Here is an 18,117-nt window from a genome sequence, read left to right on the forward strand (position 1 = left end):
GTGCGGGGGCGTACGCCGGGGGGCGCAAGCGCTTTCCGTTTACGGCTCAACGGGTGGGTGTAGCTGTCAGTGAATGTCAGGCTCACGCCTAAGTGTCCATTCATGTGCCGTACATGCGCGTGTTACGGAAATGTCCGTAATCGGTAACGTGGTGTCAGGCGCACCCCTACGGCCGGTGCCGGCGGGCCAGAGTTTGGGTCCTCGGCACCGACAAGGGGGCCGGGACCGCATCGCACCACCGGCCGTGTTTCGGCGGGTGGTGCACATGATCTGAGGGGACATCACTCATGTCTGCTTCTTCCACCCGTCGTCTGGCCGCCTCTGTTCTCGCGGCCGGAGCGATCGTTTCCGCCGCCGCTCTGCCGGCCATGGCCCACGACCGTGACGAGGACCGGCAGCAGCGCCGCTCGGGCGTCGAGATCAGCGCAGTCCAGGCCAACAGCCCGGGCCCGGACACCCGCTCGAACCGGTCGCTGAACCGCGAGTGGATCGAGATCACCAACAGTCACCGGCGCGCGGTCAACTTGGACGGCTGGACCCTGCGGGACCGTGACGGCAACCGCTACCGCTTCCACGACGTACGCCTCGCGGGCCGTGCGACGGTCCGGATCCACACCGGTGTCGGCCGCGACACCCGTACCGACCTCTACATGGACCGCCGCCACTACATGTGGGACAACCACGCCGACACCGCGACCCTGCGCAACGACCGCGGCCACACCGTGGACACCGAGTCCTGGGGCCGCGGCGGACACCACCGCGGCTGACCACACCGCCCGCACCTGACCACAGGCACAGGGCGGCGCGCCAACGGCGCGCCGCCCCCTCGCGGGCCTGGCGTGGCCTGCCGCCCGCCACCACTGTCGGCTGCTTCGAGCGCGCCGCAGGCAGTGATGCGCGGTCGAGCGCCCGCCAGCAAGCCCTGCCGGAACCGTCACCCGTGCAGACGCACCGAAGCCGGCGGCGGCAACCGCCATCCGGACTCAGCACATAGTTGAAGCGGTAATCGCAAGCTCGTTGCGCGGTAGGCTTCTGCCGCTCATCATCACTCTTGAGGGGGGACCTCACTTTGCGCATCACCCATGCCGCCGTCGCCGCTGCGATCACGGTCGGATCGCTCGCCGCACTGACAAGCCCGGTCCAGGCCGCCGAGTACTCCTCGGCGCTGAAGGTCCGCGGCGTTCAGTACGACGCACCGGGCCGCGACTCCAACAGCTGCTCCTCGGGGAACACCCGCGAGGAGTACCTGACGGTCAAGAACTACTCGGCATCGGCGACCGTCAACCTGAAGGGTTACGTCGTCAAGGACGCGACCGGCAACCGCTTCGCGTTCACGGTCAACCACTACCTGCAGCCGGGCGACTCGGTGAAGCTGCGGGGCGGCCACGGCACAGACTCCGACGCGAACAATGTTGTCTACCGCGACAACTGCAACTTCATGTGGAACAACGACAGCGACACGATCTACCTCTACAAGCCCTCCGGCAGCCGCGCGGACGTCCACTCCTACAGCAAGAGCGGCAACGACCGCGACGGCAACGGTTACATCACCTTCCACTGATCCCGCACCCGCTCACGCTCCCCTCGCCCAGTGGCGAGGGGAGCGTGAACTGCGTTCACAGCGGGAGGCGTCACCCGGATCCTGGCTCGGCGCGATCCCCGCTGCAGCAGCCTGCCAAGCCGAGTAGCACTGTTTGGTCGAACAGAAGGAAGCGAACGCGCGGCGTGCCGGCCTGGTGCACCTCCAGCGCGTACGCATTTCATCGAGGGCCATTGGAAAGCCGCCGAACCCACCGACTGGGTGCAGCGGACCGGGTCCCCACCCGCAGCGGTGACGTGTGCAAGAGCCGGACTGTCGAACCGCACGCCAGCCCAGGTAGGGCCGAACGCGCCGCCAGCAGTGCGGCAGGAGCCGCAGGCCATGCCGAGAGCGGCCGGGCGGGCGCGCGCGCTTCCGCATCTGACCCGGCGCGGGATCCCGCGGCTGAGGCGTCTTCACATCATCGTGCCGGGGCGTCGGATGTCCACGTACTCGCGGGCCTTCACCCCCGGCGCTCCGGGCTCGCAGCGTACCGACGTGATGCCGGAGGTGGCCCACCACTCACCGAGGTCGGTCATGACGGCGTGTACGGTCGCCTCGTCGGCGGCGCTGATGTCCAGCACGACGAGGCCGGGCTCGTTGATGTGCTGTTCGTCGATCTTCTCCATGCTCATGGCCGACGCTGCCCCGGCACTTCGTGGTTCGCCACTGGCCCACATTCCACCCATACGTGTCGTCCGGGCCTGCCTGCGCGGTGGGCCGGCTCATGCCCGGACGGTATTCAGAGTGTCCCCTGGGGGCGTCTCGTGGCCCCGGGCCCGGCGTGTGGGGAAGCGGCATCGTTTCTGCGGTGAATCGGCGCAGCAAGCGTGAACACCGAGAATCCGCCATACGTACCCTGCTGCTGGGGGTGCCCTGGGTGTCTGCTCTTCGGCAGCGTCGTAGGCTCACGACGCAGGCAGGCCTCGGTGGGGGAGGGGACGGCATGACGAGCATGTAGGTCCGCTGGAGTGACGCAGCGGCCTGCCAGGGCACCGACCCGGAGGAACTGTTCGCGAACACCGCGGGGCAGAAGCGGGCCAAGGCCAGCTGCGCCGGTTGCCCCGTGCGCCCGAGTGCCTTACCGAAGCACTCGACAACTGGTTCGAGTTCGGCGTGTCGGGCGGCATGACAGAACGCGAACGCAGAGCGCTGCTGCGCCGCAATCCTGAGGTCGTCTCCTGGCGGAAGGTACTGGACGAAGAGCGCCGCGAGCACGATCAGCGGCACGCGAGCTGACAGCAAAGCTTGGCAGCAGACGCTTGGGGAACCTGGGAGGCCCCTGCTCCCGAAGGCAGGGCAGGGGCGTCGCGCTCGCGTTCAGCGGCTGTCGTTGTGGAGGGCTTCGGCCATGGGTGAGGTGCCGTCCGTGACGTAGGCACGGATCGAGGCCAGGTATGAGGCCCGGTCGATGCGTCCGTCATCGTCAGAGTTGAGTGCTTCGAATGCCGCCTCGGCGCTGTCGACGGGGTTGCCGAGAGCTTCACGCAGCCGCGTGAACTCCGCCCGGGTCAGGGTTCCGTCCGCGTCGGTGTCGGCGAGGTCGAACAGTGAGCCCAGCGCATGCCGGCAGACCTCGTCGAACGCCTCTGCACCGGCCCAGGCCGCGTATTCCTCGAAGGTCACCTTCCCGTCGCCGTTCGCGTCCATCGACGCGTACACCTCTTCATGCGTGGCACGGGCGATGGAGACAAGAGGATCGTCACCGTCGCGCCCTGCCACGGCGGCGGCCCGTTCGGGGCGGGTGAGGTACTCCTGGCGGGAGATGACTCCGACACCGTCCACGTCCAACATGGAGAAGATCTACCTCTTGGCGGCGATGGCGTCCACAGAGATACCCTTCGCGAGTTCTAGCTTCCGGTCGATACATGCGGCTCCTGCCGCATGCAAAGCTGCGCGCCTGCCACTGGGCTCTGCTGCTGGGCTCATGGGGCGGGTTCGAAGTGCACTTCGGTGGTGGGGCACTGCTCGGCGAGTTCTAGCAGCTCGGCCTGTTCCTGCGCGTCGGCGGTCAGGCCCCAGCGGAGCTTGGTTGCGGTCCATTCCGCGGCGTACTGGCAGTGGACGTCGCCGGCGGGCGGCATCCAGGTGGCGGGGTCCTGGTCGGACTTGCTGCGGTTGGACCTGGCGGTGACGCCGACCAGCGAGGTAGGGGCTGTCAGGTCGTTGGCGTAGGCCTCGCGGCGCTGCGCGGTCCAGGCTGAGGCGCCGGAGTCCCAGGATTCGGCGAGGGGCACCATGTGGTCGATGTCGAGTCCGGAGGGCCCGGAGACCGTCGTTGCGTCGTAGTAGGAGAACCAGGTGCCGCCGGTCAGCTTGCACCCGGGGCCGATGGTCGGCGGCTCGATTGCCTCGGCGATCAGGACCTCGTTGCGGGTGTTGCAGCCGTCCGACGGGTTCTGTCCGGTGTTCCAGTGGCGGAACTTGTCGCGCGTGTACCCTGCGCGGGATTCGTCGGCGACGGTGAGCTGGTGGACGGCGACGCTGAGCGGGAGCGTCTCAGCGGAGTGCGCCGGCGAAGAGACGGTGACGGGCAGGAGGGTGAGCGCGGCAGCCGTAGCGGCGCGCAGCAGGTTCTTGATCACACACGTATGGATAGCGTGATATGGCCCGTGGTTGCCCCAGGACGCCGGACTGCTCACCCACCAGAGTGGTGCGGTTCACCGCAGAAACGATGCCCCCACGTGTCTGCGGCGAGCAGACACGCAGGCATCAGCGTGCCTGGAGGAGCAGGGGCCGGCTACGCCGATCTTGGTTCGCGGCCGCCGGGCTTCTACGCCGACGCCTGGGCTCGCCGCGTCACTCTCACCGCTCCGCACAAACCGACCCGTGCCCACCAGGGCATCGCGGCCGCTGCGTACCCTTGGTGAGCCCCCAGAGCTTGTCCTGGCCGTTAGCGACATCGCGGTCGACCATGGTCCAGCAGCGACTGCCACCCGGGGAGCTGAGCTGAACCACGTGCTGGTCCATTCGCTCGGGCAGCAGAATCATGACCGCAGCGGCGTACTCCAGCCGGATCTGTTCGGTCCACGCTCTGTCAGTATCGACGATCCCCTCGCCGTCACGGGCGAGCATGGCTGTCGTGGCGACAGTCATTGAGCCACTCGTCCGAGAGCAGAACGATTCGGTTGAGGCCTTCTGTCCTGCGGCCACGGGCCACATGGCCATGCCGTCGCCGCTATCTGAGGCGCTGGTGCAAGGGGCAGCGAAGGAGGAAGGCGACAGCCACGGTGCACGCGCCAGTTCAGAAATACTCGGTCGATCACCTCCTCCGCTGCATACAGCTGCCGATACCGGTCAGGCGAACGAGAAGCATCCGGCGACGTAATGGAGGCACGACGATGAACTGGCGTCACAAGGCCGCCTGTCGGCGGGAAGACCCCGACCTGTTCTTTCCCATCGGCACCGGTGGCCCAGCCATGCTCCAGGCCGAGGAGGCGAAGGCAGTATGCCGCCGCTGCCCGGTTATGGACGAGTGCCTGACATGGGCGCTTGAAGGAGGTCAGGACATGGGTGTGTGCGGCGGCCTGACCGAAGACGAGCGGCGCGCCGTCAAGCGCCGGACGACCAGGGCGGCCCGCGCCCGCGCGGAAGCCTGACTCACCAGCGTTCCATGCTGGTGGAGACGTTCCTGACTCCCTCGCACTGGTGGGCGCGGCCCTGCCGGCCGCCGTGGCGCCGTCCCACCCAGCCTCAATGCCGCTCGGTCGGACGGGTTCATGCGGGGGACCAGTGAGCGGACCCGGACGGGTCCGGCCGATTACTGCTCTTGTTGTCAAGCCACTGCCGTGACGGTTGGTGCCGGTTCGTAGCACCGCCCGTCACGGGCGGGGCCCACAGTCCGTACGGAACAACCCAACCTTAGTACTACAGCCGTAGATCGTGATCTTCATGCTTGAGCGGCTTGACGCCGGTAGTGGCTTGCCTGGGATCGGGCCTGGTGACGGCGTCGCCAGACGGACCAGCGAAGTCGGTGGACAGGGTCAAAGACGGTCCGGTCGACGAGCGTGATGAACAGTGGTTGGACCTCGTCACAAGTGAGCGGTATCAGCTCGTCGGGCGAGGGATGACCCTCGTGTTCGTTCGCGCGGAGGACAGCGAGGAAGGCATGCGCGAGCATGGCCAGGGTGACCCAGCGGGACCAGGGCGGGTTTGTTGTCACCGAGGCCGACGGCCCGGCAGCGGTCGGAATCGGAGGTCCAGGAACGCAGAACATAGAGTTCCCGGTCCACTGCGGCGTGCCTGCGGCGGCCGACGTGACCAGGTAGACGGCGACCTGGGCGTTCTCGACCCTGCCCGCGGTGCCGGTGTACTGCCGCTGGACTCCAACGGTGTCGGTGCCTTTCTTCACGTCGCCGGTCTCGTCGACCACCAGCACCGCCTCGTCGTCGTGCAGATGCTCCACCACGTAGTCACCCACCTCGTCGCGGACCTGGTCGGCATCCCACTTCGCTATCCCGAGCAGGTGCTGCATGCCGTCCGGGGTCCTGACTCCGGCCCACTCGGCGATGGTCCAGCAGTTCTTGCGCGGCAGGTCCGACAACAGGCCGAGTACCAACCTCCGGGGCCGGCGTCGGGATTCGACCCGTGTGAAGCGTCCCGCCATCCGGCTCATCAGGCCCTCGAACGCCTCCTGGCAGCAGGCAGGGTCTACGCTGTGACTTGCGGCCACCGCATGATCGTCTGTCTTCACACACCGATGATCAACGGTGGCCGCACCCGTCTCCACACCGCGTCAGGTCGCGCAGGGTCTGCCTGCCGTCCTGTGTATCGGAGGGCTTGTGCAACGTGGCGAAGTCTGGTGGGTCCAGTTCGACGAGCGGAGGCTGGTCGTACTGCTGTCAGGAGACGAGGCGTCCGGGCTCCAGGTGATGCAGGTCGTCGCTCCGGCGGGCCTCGACATCAGCGGTCTGGGCATCGAAGTGACGGTCGGCGCCGGTGAAGGGCTGCCGCTCGAAGGCGTGCTGCGGCTCGCGTTCCCGCGTCCAGGCTTCACCCCGTGCACGTGGCTGACCACCGTGTCCCGGGACGACCTGATAGAGCGGGCAGCCGTCCTGCCCTCCAGGAAGCTCAGCGAGATCGACGATGCCCTCCGACTCGCTGAACAAGCGCAGGAGGGGACCCCGCCAACGACCGCGAAGCTCGGCGAGTTTAGGGACGCCCTCCGTCGCGGTGAACTCGGGTAGACGGAGAAGGAGCCGACGCCCGCGACGGCATGAGCGACCTCGGGCGAGATGAGTGGGCCGGATTCTGAGCGGTCCGAACTCGTCGAAGGCGAAGGCCCGTTCGGGGAAGCGGTCCAGGACCTCCCCGATCCGATCCAGTTTCGCCTTGCGCCTGAGCGCGCATCCGCCCCGATCAAACAGGGAGTAGTGCGGTGCCACGGTCCGAGAGGGATCCGGCACAGGCAGATTCCGCCGTCACGCTGCCTGTGGGCTTCCGCGCCATGGTGTCGGTCGACTCCAGCATCGTCCGCGCCCACCAGCACGCGGCCGGCGCCCGAAAGGGGGCACCGCAACCCGGCGCTCGGCTGGTCCCGCGGCGGGATGACCAGCAAGGTTCATCTAGCCTGTGACGGCCTGGGCCGCCCGATCGCCTTTGTGGTCACGGGCGGCAACACTAATGACTGCACGCAGTTTACCGCCGTCATGGAGGCGATGCGGGTGCCCCGGCCGGGGCCCGGACGCGGGGCAAACAATGCCCTCGGGGCAAAACGCTCTTAAGTATCGCCAACCGGACTGGTGGATCCGTCAAAGGGGCTTGTCGGATCGACAGAGGACTGAGGAGTAACACGCAAGATCGTTTTTGCTGCCACGGAAGATCAGTTACCCTTCGACCTCCACACCTGATGTGCACACAACATGCACATCGGCGGGGGGTGTGATGTGGCGCCGCATTGCGTGTATCCCTCGCCGTTCATCGGCCGTTCATTCGGCATGGATCGAAGACGAGAAAAGGCTCATGATTCGACGAACTTCAGCAATGCTGCTTGCCGTGGCATCCCTTTTCGGAGCGGGAGTCGCCATGGCCGCGCCCGCGCAGGCTTTCGGATGCACATACAACAACGTCTGCCTCTGGTCTGACAGCGGACACAACGGATACGTGCGCAACGACTTCAACTCCCGTACCAACTGGTCCCAGATCAGCTACGACGGCGGCGCCTTCAAGCCGCTCTACCAGGGTGACGGCGTCATCGACAACGTCAGCTCCATCGACAACTGGGACCCGGACACCAGAGTCTCGGTGTACTACAACTCCGGATACTTCGGTCCCTGCTTCAAGGTCGAGGCCAACGGCGCAGTGTCCAACATGGCGAGCATCTACATCACCTCCAGCAAGACCGCCAACGACAACATGAACTCGCACAAGTTCAGCAACGAGTGCTTGGGGGCCACGTACAACTTCTGATCGCCGGCCCATGACCGCGGTGGGGCGGAGCCAATTCAGCCCCACCGCGCACATCCACTCTTTCCAGGGGTTCCCTTGCGTTACACACGTATCGTCATCGCCGCCGGGGTCGGCACGCTGCTGCTCACCGGGTGTGGAGAGGGCGTCCAGGAAGACGTCGGCGCAAGCGGCGGCGGTGGCGGTTCCGTGGTCCGGGATGTCGTCACGGAGGCCGACATCGTCCTCCCGGTATCTGCCTACTTCTTCACCTCCGAGCAGCAGGCGCTGGTCGACAACGCGAGCTCCACCCTGTCCTCCGACTGCATGAAGCGGTTTGGATTCGACTGGCCCGTCAAGAGGGTCGAGCCGGTGAAGGTCGTGAACCGTCGGTACGGCGTGGTCAGCGAGAAGGTCGCCGCTGAGCGCGGCTACCACCTGATCCCGTCGGCAGGCGAAGGCCGGGACGACGAAGATGCGGTTTCCAGAGGGGACAAGCTCCCGCCCGAGGCGTACATGGTCTACGGCGCCAAGGGCAGCAAGGTGGGCGCGGGCCGCAGCTACGAAGGCAAGGACGTCCCCGAGGGCGGCTGCACCGGGGAGGCCGGCCGCAAGCTGGGGCTCGACAAGGTACAGGACCCCGCAAAGGGCGACATCGAACTGCTCAGCATCGACTTCTCCTCCTTCGGGAAGGCCCAGGAGGCGCCGGAATTCAGAAAGGCGCAGGACGAATGGGAAGCTTGCATGAAGAAGGAGGGATATCAGTACACCGCTTTCCTGCAGCCCGCCGAGAAGTACGCACCTCGGGGGAACTCGGCGTCACCGCAGGAGAAGGTCGTGGCCAAAGCCGACGTGAAGTGCAAGCAGGAAACGAACATCGTCACCGTGCTGCTCCGGGTCGAAACGCAGATCCAGAACGACTACATAGAGCAGAACGCCACCGGTTTCGCCGAGATCAAGAAGGATCGCATCGCCGTCATCAAGTCGGCCAACGAGGCACTGGCGAACTGAATAAAGAACCACGAACAGCCCTCCGTGGACGCGGCCGAGGCAGCACGCCGTAACGGTGGTGACGTTGTACGGAGCAGGCGCCGGCGGGTCGCCCTACTCGCAGTGGGCGCGGTCGCGCTCACTGGGTCGGGCTGCGGAGCCTCCCTGCTGAGCGTCGCGCGGGCCCGCCGGGTCGGATCCGATTCCTCCGCTCCTCTGCCGGGCGAGCACGAGTGTTGGATTCCTCAAAGGGTGTACACATACCGGCGGGGTAAGCGCCTGGTGGGTGGTGCAGTTCTGCCCCCATATCCATGGCCGCGCGCGGGCGTTGAGCTGGGATGTTGCCAGGCGGGTGGCTTGTTCGATCTCGGGTGGCCCGGCAAGTGACTGTCCTGCGATGGCGGCCTTGCGGAAGATGCGCCACCGGCCTTCCTGGAGCTTGAGCCGGCAAGCACCGACGGGGATGAAGACGTGCCGGATCCTGGGGTGGTCCTTGAGCCAGGTTCGGGTGGACAGGCTGTTGTGCGAGGACAGGTTGTCGGTGACGACGTAGATCTCCCTCGTGGGATTGGCCGCCTCGATCTTCTGAAGAATGATCCTTGCCGAGATGTTCGGTGAGGGCCGGCACCTCCGGCTTGCCGAAGGAAATCTGATCCCCCCGCCGAGTTGTGTAGCCGGTCGAGGGCCGTGAACGTGCGGGTGGGCGACCGAGATCTGCCTGATCCGCCGGCCGTTGAGCCAACCGGCGGTACGGAGACAGGTGGTGCAGGCCAAGAGACAGCGAGGCGCGAATTTCGTGGCCCTCCGGGTGGAACAGCCCAATGGTGCCAAGCACGAACCCTGATGGCAGTTCGACCTGGTGGGGGCGGCCTTGGTGCGTTCTGCGTACGCCGCGGTGACGGGCCGTGCCACCACGACGACTTCGTCAGCGCGACCGGGGACGGCAGAGCTTGCCGGTGTACCAAGCATTGCGGATCTGCGCAGTGGTACCGAGCTGAGTTGTACCGGGGTCAACACAGTGCTTGGTGTCCCACACATTGATCCGGTCGATCTTGATCTGGATTCTAGAACCGTCATTGGTGCAGTGGTTGTAGAAGGCCAGGTGGCCTCTGGTGAAATACCCGCAGGGATCCGGGGCAGGCACCGCCGCAACCGCGGGCGCAGCAGTAGCCGCTGGAGCGGTAACACCCAGCAGGAGCGCGGCAAGGGCGAGAGGAACCAGTCGTCGTGTACCCATGAGGAGAAGGTACCCATACAGCGCAACAAATGAAACGAAAGGCCGCAATACGGCCGAATCGCAGCTGGCCGCTCGGGCGGACCCGAGGGGCAGGCGAGCCCGGTTCACGGACATCGAGCACCTCGAGTTCGGCCTGTAGATCTCCAGCAGCAGGGGCCCGAACCGCCTTCTGGGTTCGGGCCCTTTCTGCCGCTCCTGGCTTTGCCGAGCGTTCTCTGCCACAGGATTGTCGGACTCCGCTCCTATGATGCGGCCCGTGGATCGAGACTCACGACATCCGCCTGTGGTGCCAAGCCCTGCGGGGCCGACGGCCAAGCACCGGACATCATTGCCCAATCCCGCAACGCCGAATCCATGCACGTCGAGTGGCGACGCAAGGTCCGCGCCAGGCTCAAGCAACTGCAAGACAGCTACGTGCCCCTCTTCAAAGCGACGAAAGTCTTCCGCGTCTACTCCGGCACCTCGTCCCCCGGTCTCCTCCAAACTGAGGGATACGCCGCCGGCTTGATGTCCCTGATCACCGCGTTCCGCGAGATCCCCGACGACGTGGCGCAAGCCGTCGCCGCGCGCCTTGAGCGCTCCAAGATCCTGCACGAGTCGGGCCACCGCTTCGTCCTCCTGGTGGAGGAGACGGCCCTGCACCACCAGATCGGCGACGCTGACGCCATGGCCGCCCAGCTCGGATACTTGGACGGTGTCCTATGTGGTGAGTCGGGCAAGTCGTTTGTAGCAACAGAGTGCGGCGGCGAGGCCGAGAAAGGCCAGGTAGTTGCGGGGGTGTTGCTCGTAGCGGTGGTTGAGTCGGCGGTATCCGGTCAGCCAGGACATGGTGCGTTCAATGACCCATCTGCGGCGCCCAAGTCGCTCGCTGGACTCGATGCCCTTGCGGGCGATGCGCACGCCGATGCGTTTGCCGCGTAACCACTTTCGCAGGTGGGGAACGTCGTAGGCTTTGTCGGCGTGGAGGCGTTGGGGCTTGAAGTAGCGGCCGCGGTGGGGGTCGTGTCTCGTTTGGTGACCCGTGATCATGGGCTTCAGCGCTTCGCTGTCGTGGGTGTTCGCTGCCGAGACACCGACGAGGAGGGGCAGTCCGTTCGCGTCCGACAGGACGTGCATCTTGGAACCCGGCTTGCCCCGGTCCACAGGGCTCGGACCTGTGAGTTCGCCCCCTTTTTCGCCCTGACGTGGGCGGAGTCGAGGACCGCACGTGACAGGTCGAGCAGGCCGGCGTCGTCGAGGCGGTGCAGGATCTCCTCGTGGAGCCGCCCCCAGACTCCGGCCCTCGACCAGATTAAGAACCGGCGATGCGCGGTCGACTTCGATATCCCGAAGCACGGTGGCAACGCTCGCCAGGCACACCCACTGACCAGGACGTAGATGATCGCGGCGAACAGCGTCTCATCAGGCGTGTCCTGCGTCCCGCCACCCTGCGGGCGCACCTTCGACGGCGGGATCAGCGGCTCCGCGATCTCCCACAGCCCGTCCGGAACAATCCAGCTCCACGTACCCCGCCCCATACCAAGTCCAACGAACCAGCACCACATAGGACACTGTCTTGGACGTCGTTTCATTTGGTGAGGCGGCGGTGGCAGATGAGGGCTGCGGCTATGCCGACGAAGGCGAGGAAGTGCTCGGGCTTGCGTTCGTAACGGCGGTGGAGCCGGCGGCAGCCGGCCAGCCAGGACACGGCCCTCTCGACGACCCATCGGTGGCGGCCGAGCCTTTGTGAGGACTCGATTCCCTTGCGGGCGATGCGATGGCGGATGCCACGCTCGCGGAGCCATCGGCGCAGGTGGTCGTAGTCGTAGCCCTTGTCGGCGTGCAGTTTCCCGGGGCGCCGACGACGGGGACCGCGTCGGGAACGGATGGGCGGGATGCCCCGCACGAGCGGTTCAAGGCCCTGGCTGTCGTGCATGTTGGCCCCCGAGATGCCCAGCGAGAGGGGTAGTTGTATTGACCTGCAACGTTGTTGACGCGGGTGATGGGCGGGTGTCCGCCGAGTGCGGTGTGGCAGCGGTGGTGGTTGTAGGTGTGGAGGAAGTCTGACAGAGCTGCTTTCCGCTCGTGGTTCGAGGCGTAGGGCCGCAGGTAGGCCCACTCGTCAAGGAGCGTCCGGTTGAAGCGTTCGACCTTGCCGTTGGTCTGCGGCCGGTAGGGCCGGATCTTCTTGTGGCTGATGCCGGCCGCGGTGAGGCTCTGGGTGAAGAGCCTGGACTTGTAGCAGGCTCCGTTGTCGGTCAGGACACGTTCGACGGTGATGCCGTGGTCGGCGAAGAACGCGTTCGCGCGTTGCCAGAAGGCGATGGCGGTGTGCTGGCGCTCGTCGGGCAGGACCTCGCTGTAGGCCAGGCGGGAGTGGTCGTCGACGGCGGAGTGGATGTAGCTGTAGCCGATCACCGGAGTGCAGCTCTTGCGCTCGGTCGTGGTGGCCTGACGATTACGGTCGCCGGCCGTCCTGCCGACGGTCCGCCATCCGCCGCCGTCTGGGATGTTGCCGAGCTTCTTGATGTCGACGTGGACCAGTTCGCCGGGCCGGTCACGTTCGTAGCGGCGGATCGGCTCGCCGGTGGGCCGAAGGTGTGAGACACGCCATAAGGCCTCTGCGTTATCTCGCCCTCCATGGGGTAAGCGCGCGAAGGCAAAGTGCCAGGGCGACGTTCCACCGGCGCCGACAGACGACGCTAGGGTGCCTCAGATGTCACACGCTCCTCACGGGCGCACAGCCCCGCCCCCACCGGTCCGTGAGCCGGACTCTCCAAGTCCCCATGCACGGCCCGTCACCGCTACGCCCCGGCCCGGGGCCGCGAAGCAGCGTGACGCGTTCTTCGACAACGCGAAGTACTTGCTGATCGTGCTCGTGGGCGTGGCGCACATGTGGGAACCCGTGATGGACGGCAGTCGCGCGACCCGCGCGCTGTACCTGGTCGTCTACACCTTCCACATGCCGGCGTTCATCATCATCTCCGGATACTTCTCGCGCGGCTTCGACATGAGCCCCAAGAAGATCCAGCGCCTGATCACCGGCGTCGCCGTCCCGTACGTCATCTTCGAGACCGCCTACACCCTCTTCAGATGGTGGGCCGACGACTCCGATCAGCCGATCAGCCTGCTCGACCCCTGGTACCTCAACTGGTTCCTCATCGTCCTGTTCGTCTGGCGACTGACCACCCCCCTCTGGCAGTCGCTGCGCCATCCCCTGCCCGTTGCGCTCGGCCTCGCCGTACTCGCCTCGGTGACCCCCAACATTGGAGACGACCTCAACCTCCAACGTGTGCTGCAGTTCGCGCCGTACTTCGTGCTGGGGCTTCTGCTGAAGCCCGAGCACTTCCGGATGGTGCGCAGGCGCGAGGTCAGGCTGCTGGCCCTTCCCGTCGTACTGTGCACTGTCCTCTTCGCGTACTGGGTGGCACCCCGCCTTGAGCTCGGGTGGTTCTACCACAGCAGTGCCACTCAGGAGAGGGGTGTTCCGTGGTGGGTCGGGGCCGTGATGACGTTCGCCCTTTTCGGCTGTTCGCTTGTGCTGACGGCCTGCTTCCTTGCCTGGGTCCCGGGCCGCACGATGTGGTTCACGGTGCTCGGCGCCGGCACGCTCGGCGGCTACCTGCTCCACGGATTTGTGGTGAAGGGAGCCGTCTACGCGGAGGTGTTCGAGAGGTACGCCTGGCTTTCCACCCCGCTTGGCGAGGTTCTTCTGACCATGGCGATGGCTGTCGTGGTGACCCTGTTGTGCACGCCGTTCGTGTTGCGGCTCTTCCGCTGGGCGATGGAGCCCAAGATGAACTGGGCGATCCGCCGTGACCCGGTCGAGAACGCACGGAAGCGAGAACGGGCATCCCGTGACACTCGATATGCCCTCACCGCGAGGTGATCGACGCGATGCATGCATGCTTCAGTACCGGATCACAGGGGGCCATTTCCCGAGGACCCCAAGTGACAGTGACGACGCGTCTGCAACCGGCTGCTGATGCGGGCGCCTGAGGGAGACGGACATGGGGTGTGGGTGTAGAAGTGTCCGCAGGCAGGGTGGTCATCTCGATCCGGGTACCGGCGACTCGGTGGGCCTGTTCTCTCGGCGAAAGGCGGGCGATGAAGGGAGGCAAGCGGAAGCGGATGCGAGTGCTGCATTGCGCTGCGGGGCACGAAAGCACAGCCTGGGCCGCAGGTGGAACCTTTGTCGAGTGCCCACAGTGCAGCGTGACAATCTGGGTGCCCGAGGGCTTGCAGGACAGGAGCATCGCATTCTGGACCGTGCTCTCTGGTGCGCTCATCGCCAGCTTCATCCTGCTCGTACGGGCGTGAGACGTGCACACCGCGAGCCGGGCCTTGCGTGCCCTGGTGACGCTCGTTAGCGCGGTCGGCCCGATGATGATCTCGGGGTGCATCAGCCGCGTCAGGGGGCCTGGGACAAGATGTAGTTGGCCGGTCCGGGTGGGGCGTGGCGACCGCCGTTCTCGATGCCAGGCTCGTGGACGGCGGTTATGCACCTTTCGCGAGGTGGCTGCATTGATCACCAACGTCAGTTGGCTCCGCCCCGAAGCTCCTGAACAAAGCCCACTGGCTCCCGGCACCCGGTGGACCGCAAGGCGGGGTGGAGGCATTCCTCTTCCAGCTCGGTTGGAGCCCTTGGCCAGCGGGTTTCGGTATGGGCCGCCCGGGTCACCACCCGGCTCGCCGGGGGTGTGGCCCGCGATGATGCGGTGGCGTCAGTGAGTTCTCGCGGCCTTGGGGCGATGGCAGCCCACAGTCATCGTCGTCCGTCGATCAACCACGCTTTCGTCCGCTGGGAACCGCTCTGCGCGCAGCAAACGCGCTGCCGTAGGTGAGGGCCCTCCAGGGGCGGCAGGGCCCTCACAACGCGGGTCCGGGGGACAGATATACACACACGCGTCGCTCATTCAACGGCGCGGGTCGTGCGCTCGCCGGTTTCCTGCTCGGCTCCTACGGCCAGCAGGTGATCGCCGCTGCGCGAAGGCCGGTGGTGTCCGTGCGAATCGGTGACGCGATGGCGAGCGAGCCGGCCGGCGGTGAGGTCGTCGTCGGTCACCAGGGCGCGGCAGAAGACAGCGACGCCGTCCTGCGGTTCGCCTTCGAGGCGGCTGCCGTACGGGGGCTGCCTGTGCGGGCGGTCAGGGCCTGGAGCCTGCCGCCGATATATGCGTTCAGCCCCGGGTCGATGCTCCTGGCCGACGAAGCGGGAGGGTTTGAGCCGTTCGAGAGGAAGGCGTTGGAGCAGGCGCTCGCTCCCTGGCGTATGCGTTTCCCCGACGTTCAGGTGATCGAGCACGTCGAAATCGGAAGCGCGGGACAGATGCTGCTGTCGGCCGCCTCCCGTGCGCGACTGCTTGTGGTCGGCCGCCGGGTACGCCGCTCACCTGTGGGCGCCCGCATCGGGTCCGTCGCCCATGCAGCTCTGCACCATGCGCCCTGCCCAGTGGCGGTCGTGCCGCACGCCTGAGGACTGGCGGGTCTCCAGGTCTGCGGCGAGGCGCTGTGCATCGGCCGACTCCCTGCACGCCCCGCCGGTCCAGTCCGGCACCGGGAGACGGGCCTGGTCCGAGCGGCCGCTGCACGCCAGGAAGCCCGCCGCAACCCAGGAGGAAGCCCGCCCCGACGCAAGAGGACGGGGGGCGGGAACCACGGGGGCGGCAGGCTGGTTGCTCCCAGGCTGCTTATGGGCGAGGGCTCAGTGGGGTGGGCGGCCCTGGTGCGGCGAGGACGGGGTCGACGTCTGCTGTTCCTGCGTGGACAGCGCCTGGGTGGCGATGACAGCGGCCTGAACCCGGCGTTCCACACCCAGCTTGGCGAGCAGCCGCGAGATGTTGTTCTTGACCGTCTTCTCCGCGAGGAACAGTTGCTTGCCGATCTCACGGTTGGTCATGCCCTGTCCCACCAACGTCAGAATGTCCCGCTCACGTGCGGTCAGCCCCCGCAGACCCTGCGGCCGGTTGTCCTTGGGCGCATTGTCTCCTCGGAGGCGGGCCATCACCCGAGCCGTGGCGCCAGGGTCCAGCAGGGACTGGCCCGAGGCCACCGTGCGCACGGCGTTGACCAGATCGGTGCCGCTGATTTGCTTGAGCACGTAGCCGGACGCACCGGCCATGATCGCGTCGAGCAGCGCCTCTTCGTCGTCGAAGGAGGTCAGCATCAGACAGGCGAGATCAGGCATACGCGAACGCAGTTCCCGGCACACGCTCACGCCGTCCCCGTCCGGCAGCCGCACGTCCAGCACCGCGACCTGCGGTCGAAGGGCCGGCACACGCGCCAGCGCCTGCTCCGCGGTGCTCGCCTCCCCGACCACCGTCAGATCCGCTTCCGCGTCCAGCAGGTCGTGCACACCGCGCCGCACCACTTCGTGATCGTCCAGGAGGAAGACCTTGACCAGCGGCTTGCCAGGGGAGCCGTCGCTGCTGTCCGACATCGCATACTCCGTAGTCGCCGGGATCATCCACTGAGGCGGACCCTACGCATGGTGCCTGCGAGCGGGTCCGACGACCAGGGCCGGTCGGCCCTAATCGGCCGCTTGTCTTGCGGGGAGAAGAGCCGCTCCGGGACCTTCGGCCCACGGCGAGGGGCCTGCGGACCTGCTGGTGCGGTCCGCTTCCTGGTGGACTGACAGGACAGCGGCGCACCGCGCCCGGGCCACCGTCGCCCCTCCGCAACGCCGACACCCACGTACGGAGAGGGCTGCCGAGATGACCGTTACTCCGATCACCCTGTGCTCGACGCCGGTTGACGACACCACGGTGACCGTCCTCCTGACCGGTGAACTGGACATCGACACCGCTGACCGGATCGAGCCGGCGCTCGCTCACCTGGCCAGCGCCGGGGAACGGGACATTCACATCAACCTGGCGGGCGTCACCTTCTGCGACAGCTCGGGTGTCGCGCTGTTCGTCCGCGTCCCACCAGCGCTGCACGACCGCCGGTACGCGCCTTCGCCTGCACCGCATCCCGCGGCATACCACCGCTGGCGATCCGCGCCCTGGGGCTGGACCACATCGTCGCGTGCGGCTTCGCCTGAGAAGGGGTCCGGTCGGCCCTGTCGCCGTAGGAGCCTTGGGCGGAGTGTGACTGGCAGGAACAAGTGAACCCGGGGCGGGCCGGAGGGATCAGAAGGTCGGCATGATGAACGACGAAGCCACGTGGAGCACAGCGGACTACGGTGGTCAGACCGCAGCGCCGCGGCGTATCCCGCTTGACCGCGATGAGGCGCTGCGCCTGCTCGGTACGGTATCGCTGGGCCGGCTCGTCTTCACGCACCAGGCGCTGCCGGCTGTCCGTGCGGTCAGCCACCTCATGGACGGCGGGAACCTCATCGTCCAGCTGCACGACGGCGCCGCGCTCGCCTCCATCGTGGCCCCCACCAGCGCCACAGGGGTCGTCGTGGCCTATGAAGCCGATGCCATTGATCCAGTGACCCGTCTTGGCTGGAGCGTCGTTGTCACCGGCTATGCCCACCAGGTCACCGACGAGGTCGAGCTGGCCCGCTACGCCGCCGTGCTCCGCCCGTGGGCAGACCACCATGCCCCGGACGCCGCATTGCGTATCCGGCCGGACCTCATCACTGGGTCCCACCTTTCGGTTTAGGGCGCGTGCGTCGCAGCGGCATAGCGCTGACGTCGGCTTCGTCAGCAGCTTTGAGTGGCCTGCCAGGCGGCACGTGGGGACCAGACGGGCTGGTGCGGGAAGAGGCGGGCACCAGAAGGTCAGCAATTCCCCCTGGCCCCGATGGTGCGCCCCCGCTTGTCGGATGCTCCACTGCGCGAACTGCCGCTGCGCCGGACCTCAGCGGGGTGAGGGGGGAGGTGGGTCACTCGGCCCCCGCATTGTGGGCTCACCGGCCCTTCAGCTGCTCGTTCCCATGGCCCAGTCTGGTAATGGAGTCCGCCGGTCCGTTCGTGACCGTGGCGGTGGGCCGCGGCAAGTA

Annotated in this window: 16 protein-coding genes and 7 pseudogenes; 13 read left to right on the forward strand and 10 right to left on the reverse strand. The window is 66.8% G+C overall.

Going from position 1 to position 18,117, the window contains the following annotated elements:
- The first annotated feature begins 287 nt into the window (after positions 1–287).
- Both E2E34_RS00005 and E2E34_RS00010 read left to right on the forward strand, forming a co-directional pair.
- Positions 288–767, forward strand: coding sequence for a lamin tail domain-containing protein (locus E2E34_RS00005; protein ID WP_138899825.1), 480 nt, complete (start codon positions 288–290; stop codon positions 765–767).
- A 302-nt stretch (positions 768–1,069) separates the two neighbouring features.
- Positions 1,070–1,561 (forward strand): lamin tail domain-containing protein, encoded by a 492-nt coding sequence (locus tag E2E34_RS00010; protein ID WP_138899826.1) that lies wholly within the window; start codon positions 1,070–1,072, stop codon positions 1,559–1,561.
- A 434-nt stretch (positions 1,562–1,995) separates the two neighbouring features.
- Here the strand turns inward: E2E34_RS00010 and E2E34_RS00015 are convergent, their stop codons facing one another.
- Complete coding sequence (locus E2E34_RS00015; protein WP_244315436.1) at positions 1,996–2,214, reverse strand: DUF6207 family protein; 219 nt, start codon at positions 2,212–2,214, stop codon at positions 1,996–1,998.
- 374 nt (positions 2,215–2,588) lie between these two features.
- Here E2E34_RS00015 and E2E34_RS00020 point away from each other — a divergent pair.
- Positions 2,589–2,818, forward strand: a pseudogene (locus E2E34_RS00020) (WhiB family transcriptional regulator).
- An 81-nt stretch (positions 2,819–2,899) separates the two neighbouring features.
- Here the strand turns inward: E2E34_RS00020 and E2E34_RS00025 are convergent.
- The 3 genes from E2E34_RS00025 to E2E34_RS00035 form a co-directional block, all read right to left on the reverse strand.
- Entirely contained in the window at positions 2,900–3,373 is a 474-nt protein-coding gene (locus E2E34_RS00025; RefSeq protein ID WP_167518163.1) for an EF-hand domain-containing protein, read from the reverse strand.
- A 131-nt stretch (positions 3,374–3,504) separates the two neighbouring features.
- Entirely contained in the window at positions 3,505–4,164 is a 660-nt protein-coding gene (locus tag E2E34_RS00030; protein WP_138899827.1) for an HNH endonuclease family protein, read from the reverse strand.
- A 220-nt stretch (positions 4,165–4,384) separates the two neighbouring features.
- Positions 4,385–4,675, reverse strand: a complete 291-nt coding sequence (locus tag E2E34_RS00035) for a hypothetical protein (protein ID WP_138899828.1) — start codon at positions 4,673–4,675, stop codon at positions 4,385–4,387.
- Between the two features lie 245 nt (positions 4,676–4,920).
- Between E2E34_RS00035 and E2E34_RS00040 the strand changes: the two genes are divergently transcribed.
- Positions 4,921–5,178, forward strand: a complete 258-nt coding sequence (locus E2E34_RS00040; RefSeq protein WP_138899829.1) for a WhiB family transcriptional regulator — start codon at positions 4,921–4,923, stop codon at positions 5,176–5,178.
- Positions 5,179–5,736: 558 nt separating this feature from the next.
- On the opposite strand, the pseudogene E2E34_RS37390 reads toward E2E34_RS00040, so the two are convergent.
- A pseudogene (locus E2E34_RS37390) lies at positions 5,737–6,194 on the reverse strand (IS701 family transposase); the annotation flags it as partial.
- Positions 6,195–6,360: 166 nt separating this feature from the next.
- Here E2E34_RS37390 and E2E34_RS00050 point away from each other — a divergent pair.
- The 4 genes and pseudogenes from E2E34_RS00050 to E2E34_RS00070 all read left to right on the forward strand — a co-directional run bounded on the left by E2E34_RS00050 (position 6,361) and on the right by E2E34_RS00070 (position 8,974).
- Positions 6,361–6,765 (forward strand): type II toxin-antitoxin system PemK/MazF family toxin, encoded by a 405-nt coding sequence (locus tag E2E34_RS00050; protein ID WP_138899830.1) that lies wholly within the window; start codon positions 6,361–6,363, stop codon positions 6,763–6,765.
- A 263-nt stretch (positions 6,766–7,028) separates the two neighbouring features.
- Positions 7,029–7,266 (forward strand): annotated as a pseudogene (locus E2E34_RS00060) (transposase); the annotation flags it as partial.
- A 337-nt stretch (positions 7,267–7,603) separates the two neighbouring features.
- Positions 7,604–7,987, forward strand: coding sequence for a peptidase inhibitor family I36 protein (locus E2E34_RS00065; RefSeq protein ID WP_244315447.1), 384 nt, complete (start codon positions 7,604–7,606; stop codon positions 7,985–7,987).
- A gap of 75 nt (positions 7,988–8,062) precedes the next feature.
- A complete protein-coding gene (locus E2E34_RS00070) occupies positions 8,063–8,974 on the forward strand; it encodes a hypothetical protein (RefSeq protein ID WP_138899832.1) in 912 nt (303 codons plus the stop codon).
- Between the two features lie 904 nt (positions 8,975–9,878).
- Here the strand turns inward: E2E34_RS00070 and E2E34_RS00080 are convergent.
- Positions 9,879–10,190, reverse strand: a complete 312-nt coding sequence (locus E2E34_RS00080; protein WP_138899833.1) for a DUF6355 family natural product biosynthesis protein — start codon at positions 10,188–10,190, stop codon at positions 9,879–9,881.
- 272 nt (positions 10,191–10,462) lie between these two features.
- Between E2E34_RS00080 and E2E34_RS36110 the strand changes: the two are divergent.
- A pseudogene (locus E2E34_RS36110) lies at positions 10,463–10,880 on the forward strand (Scr1 family TA system antitoxin-like transcriptional regulator); the annotation flags it as partial.
- Positions 10,881–10,889: 9 nt separating this feature from the next.
- On the opposite strand, the gene E2E34_RS00090 reads toward E2E34_RS36110, so the two are convergent.
- The 3 genes and pseudogenes from E2E34_RS00090 to E2E34_RS00100 all read right to left on the reverse strand — a co-directional run.
- A protein-coding gene (locus E2E34_RS00090; RefSeq protein WP_138899834.1) for an IS5 family transposase occupies positions 10,890–11,707 on the reverse strand; the annotation gives its coding sequence in 2 pieces (ribosomal slippage) (positions 10,890–11,365 and positions 11,365–11,707; 819 coding nt in all).
- A 50-nt stretch (positions 11,708–11,757) separates the two neighbouring features.
- Positions 11,758–12,138 (reverse strand): annotated as a pseudogene (locus E2E34_RS00095) (IS5 family transposase); the annotation flags it as partial.
- Between the two features lie 2 nt (positions 12,139–12,140).
- Positions 12,141–12,764: pseudogene (locus tag E2E34_RS00100) on the reverse strand (IS481 family transposase); the annotation flags it as partial.
- 121 nt (positions 12,765–12,885) lie between these two features.
- Here E2E34_RS00100 and E2E34_RS00105 point away from each other — a divergent pair.
- Both E2E34_RS00105 and E2E34_RS00110 read left to right on the forward strand, forming a co-directional pair.
- On the forward strand, positions 12,886–14,058 hold the full coding sequence (locus tag E2E34_RS00105) for an acyltransferase family protein (protein WP_138899835.1): 1,173 nt from the start codon (positions 12,886–12,888) through the stop codon (positions 14,056–14,058).
- Between the two features lie 1,044 nt (positions 14,059–15,102).
- Positions 15,103–15,645 (forward strand): annotated as a pseudogene (locus tag E2E34_RS00110) (universal stress protein); the annotation flags it as partial.
- A gap of 228 nt (positions 15,646–15,873) precedes the next feature.
- Here E2E34_RS00110 and E2E34_RS00115 read toward each other — a convergent pair.
- The gene (locus E2E34_RS00115; protein WP_138899870.1) at positions 15,874–16,608 is read right to left on the reverse strand and encodes a response regulator; all 735 of its coding nucleotides are present in this window, start codon (positions 16,606–16,608) and stop codon (positions 15,874–15,876) included.
- 274 nt (positions 16,609–16,882) lie between these two features.
- Here E2E34_RS00115 and E2E34_RS00120 point away from each other — a divergent pair, with 274 nt between their 5' ends.
- Both E2E34_RS00120 and E2E34_RS00125 read left to right on the forward strand, forming a co-directional pair.
- A complete protein-coding gene (locus E2E34_RS00120) occupies positions 16,883–17,278 on the forward strand; it encodes an STAS domain-containing protein (protein WP_138899837.1) in 396 nt (131 codons plus the stop codon).
- Positions 17,279–17,315: 37 nt separating this feature from the next.
- The gene (locus E2E34_RS00125; RefSeq protein ID WP_138899871.1) at positions 17,316–17,777 is read left to right on the forward strand and encodes a pyridoxamine 5'-phosphate oxidase family protein; all 462 of its coding nucleotides are present in this window, start codon (positions 17,316–17,318) and stop codon (positions 17,775–17,777) included.
- Positions 17,778–18,117: the final 340 nt, after the last annotated feature.

This window comes from Streptomyces albidochromogenes, assembly GCF_005981925.1.
GTDB classification, from domain to species: Bacteria; Actinomycetota; Actinomycetes; order Streptomycetales; family Streptomycetaceae; genus Streptomyces; species Streptomyces albidochromogenes.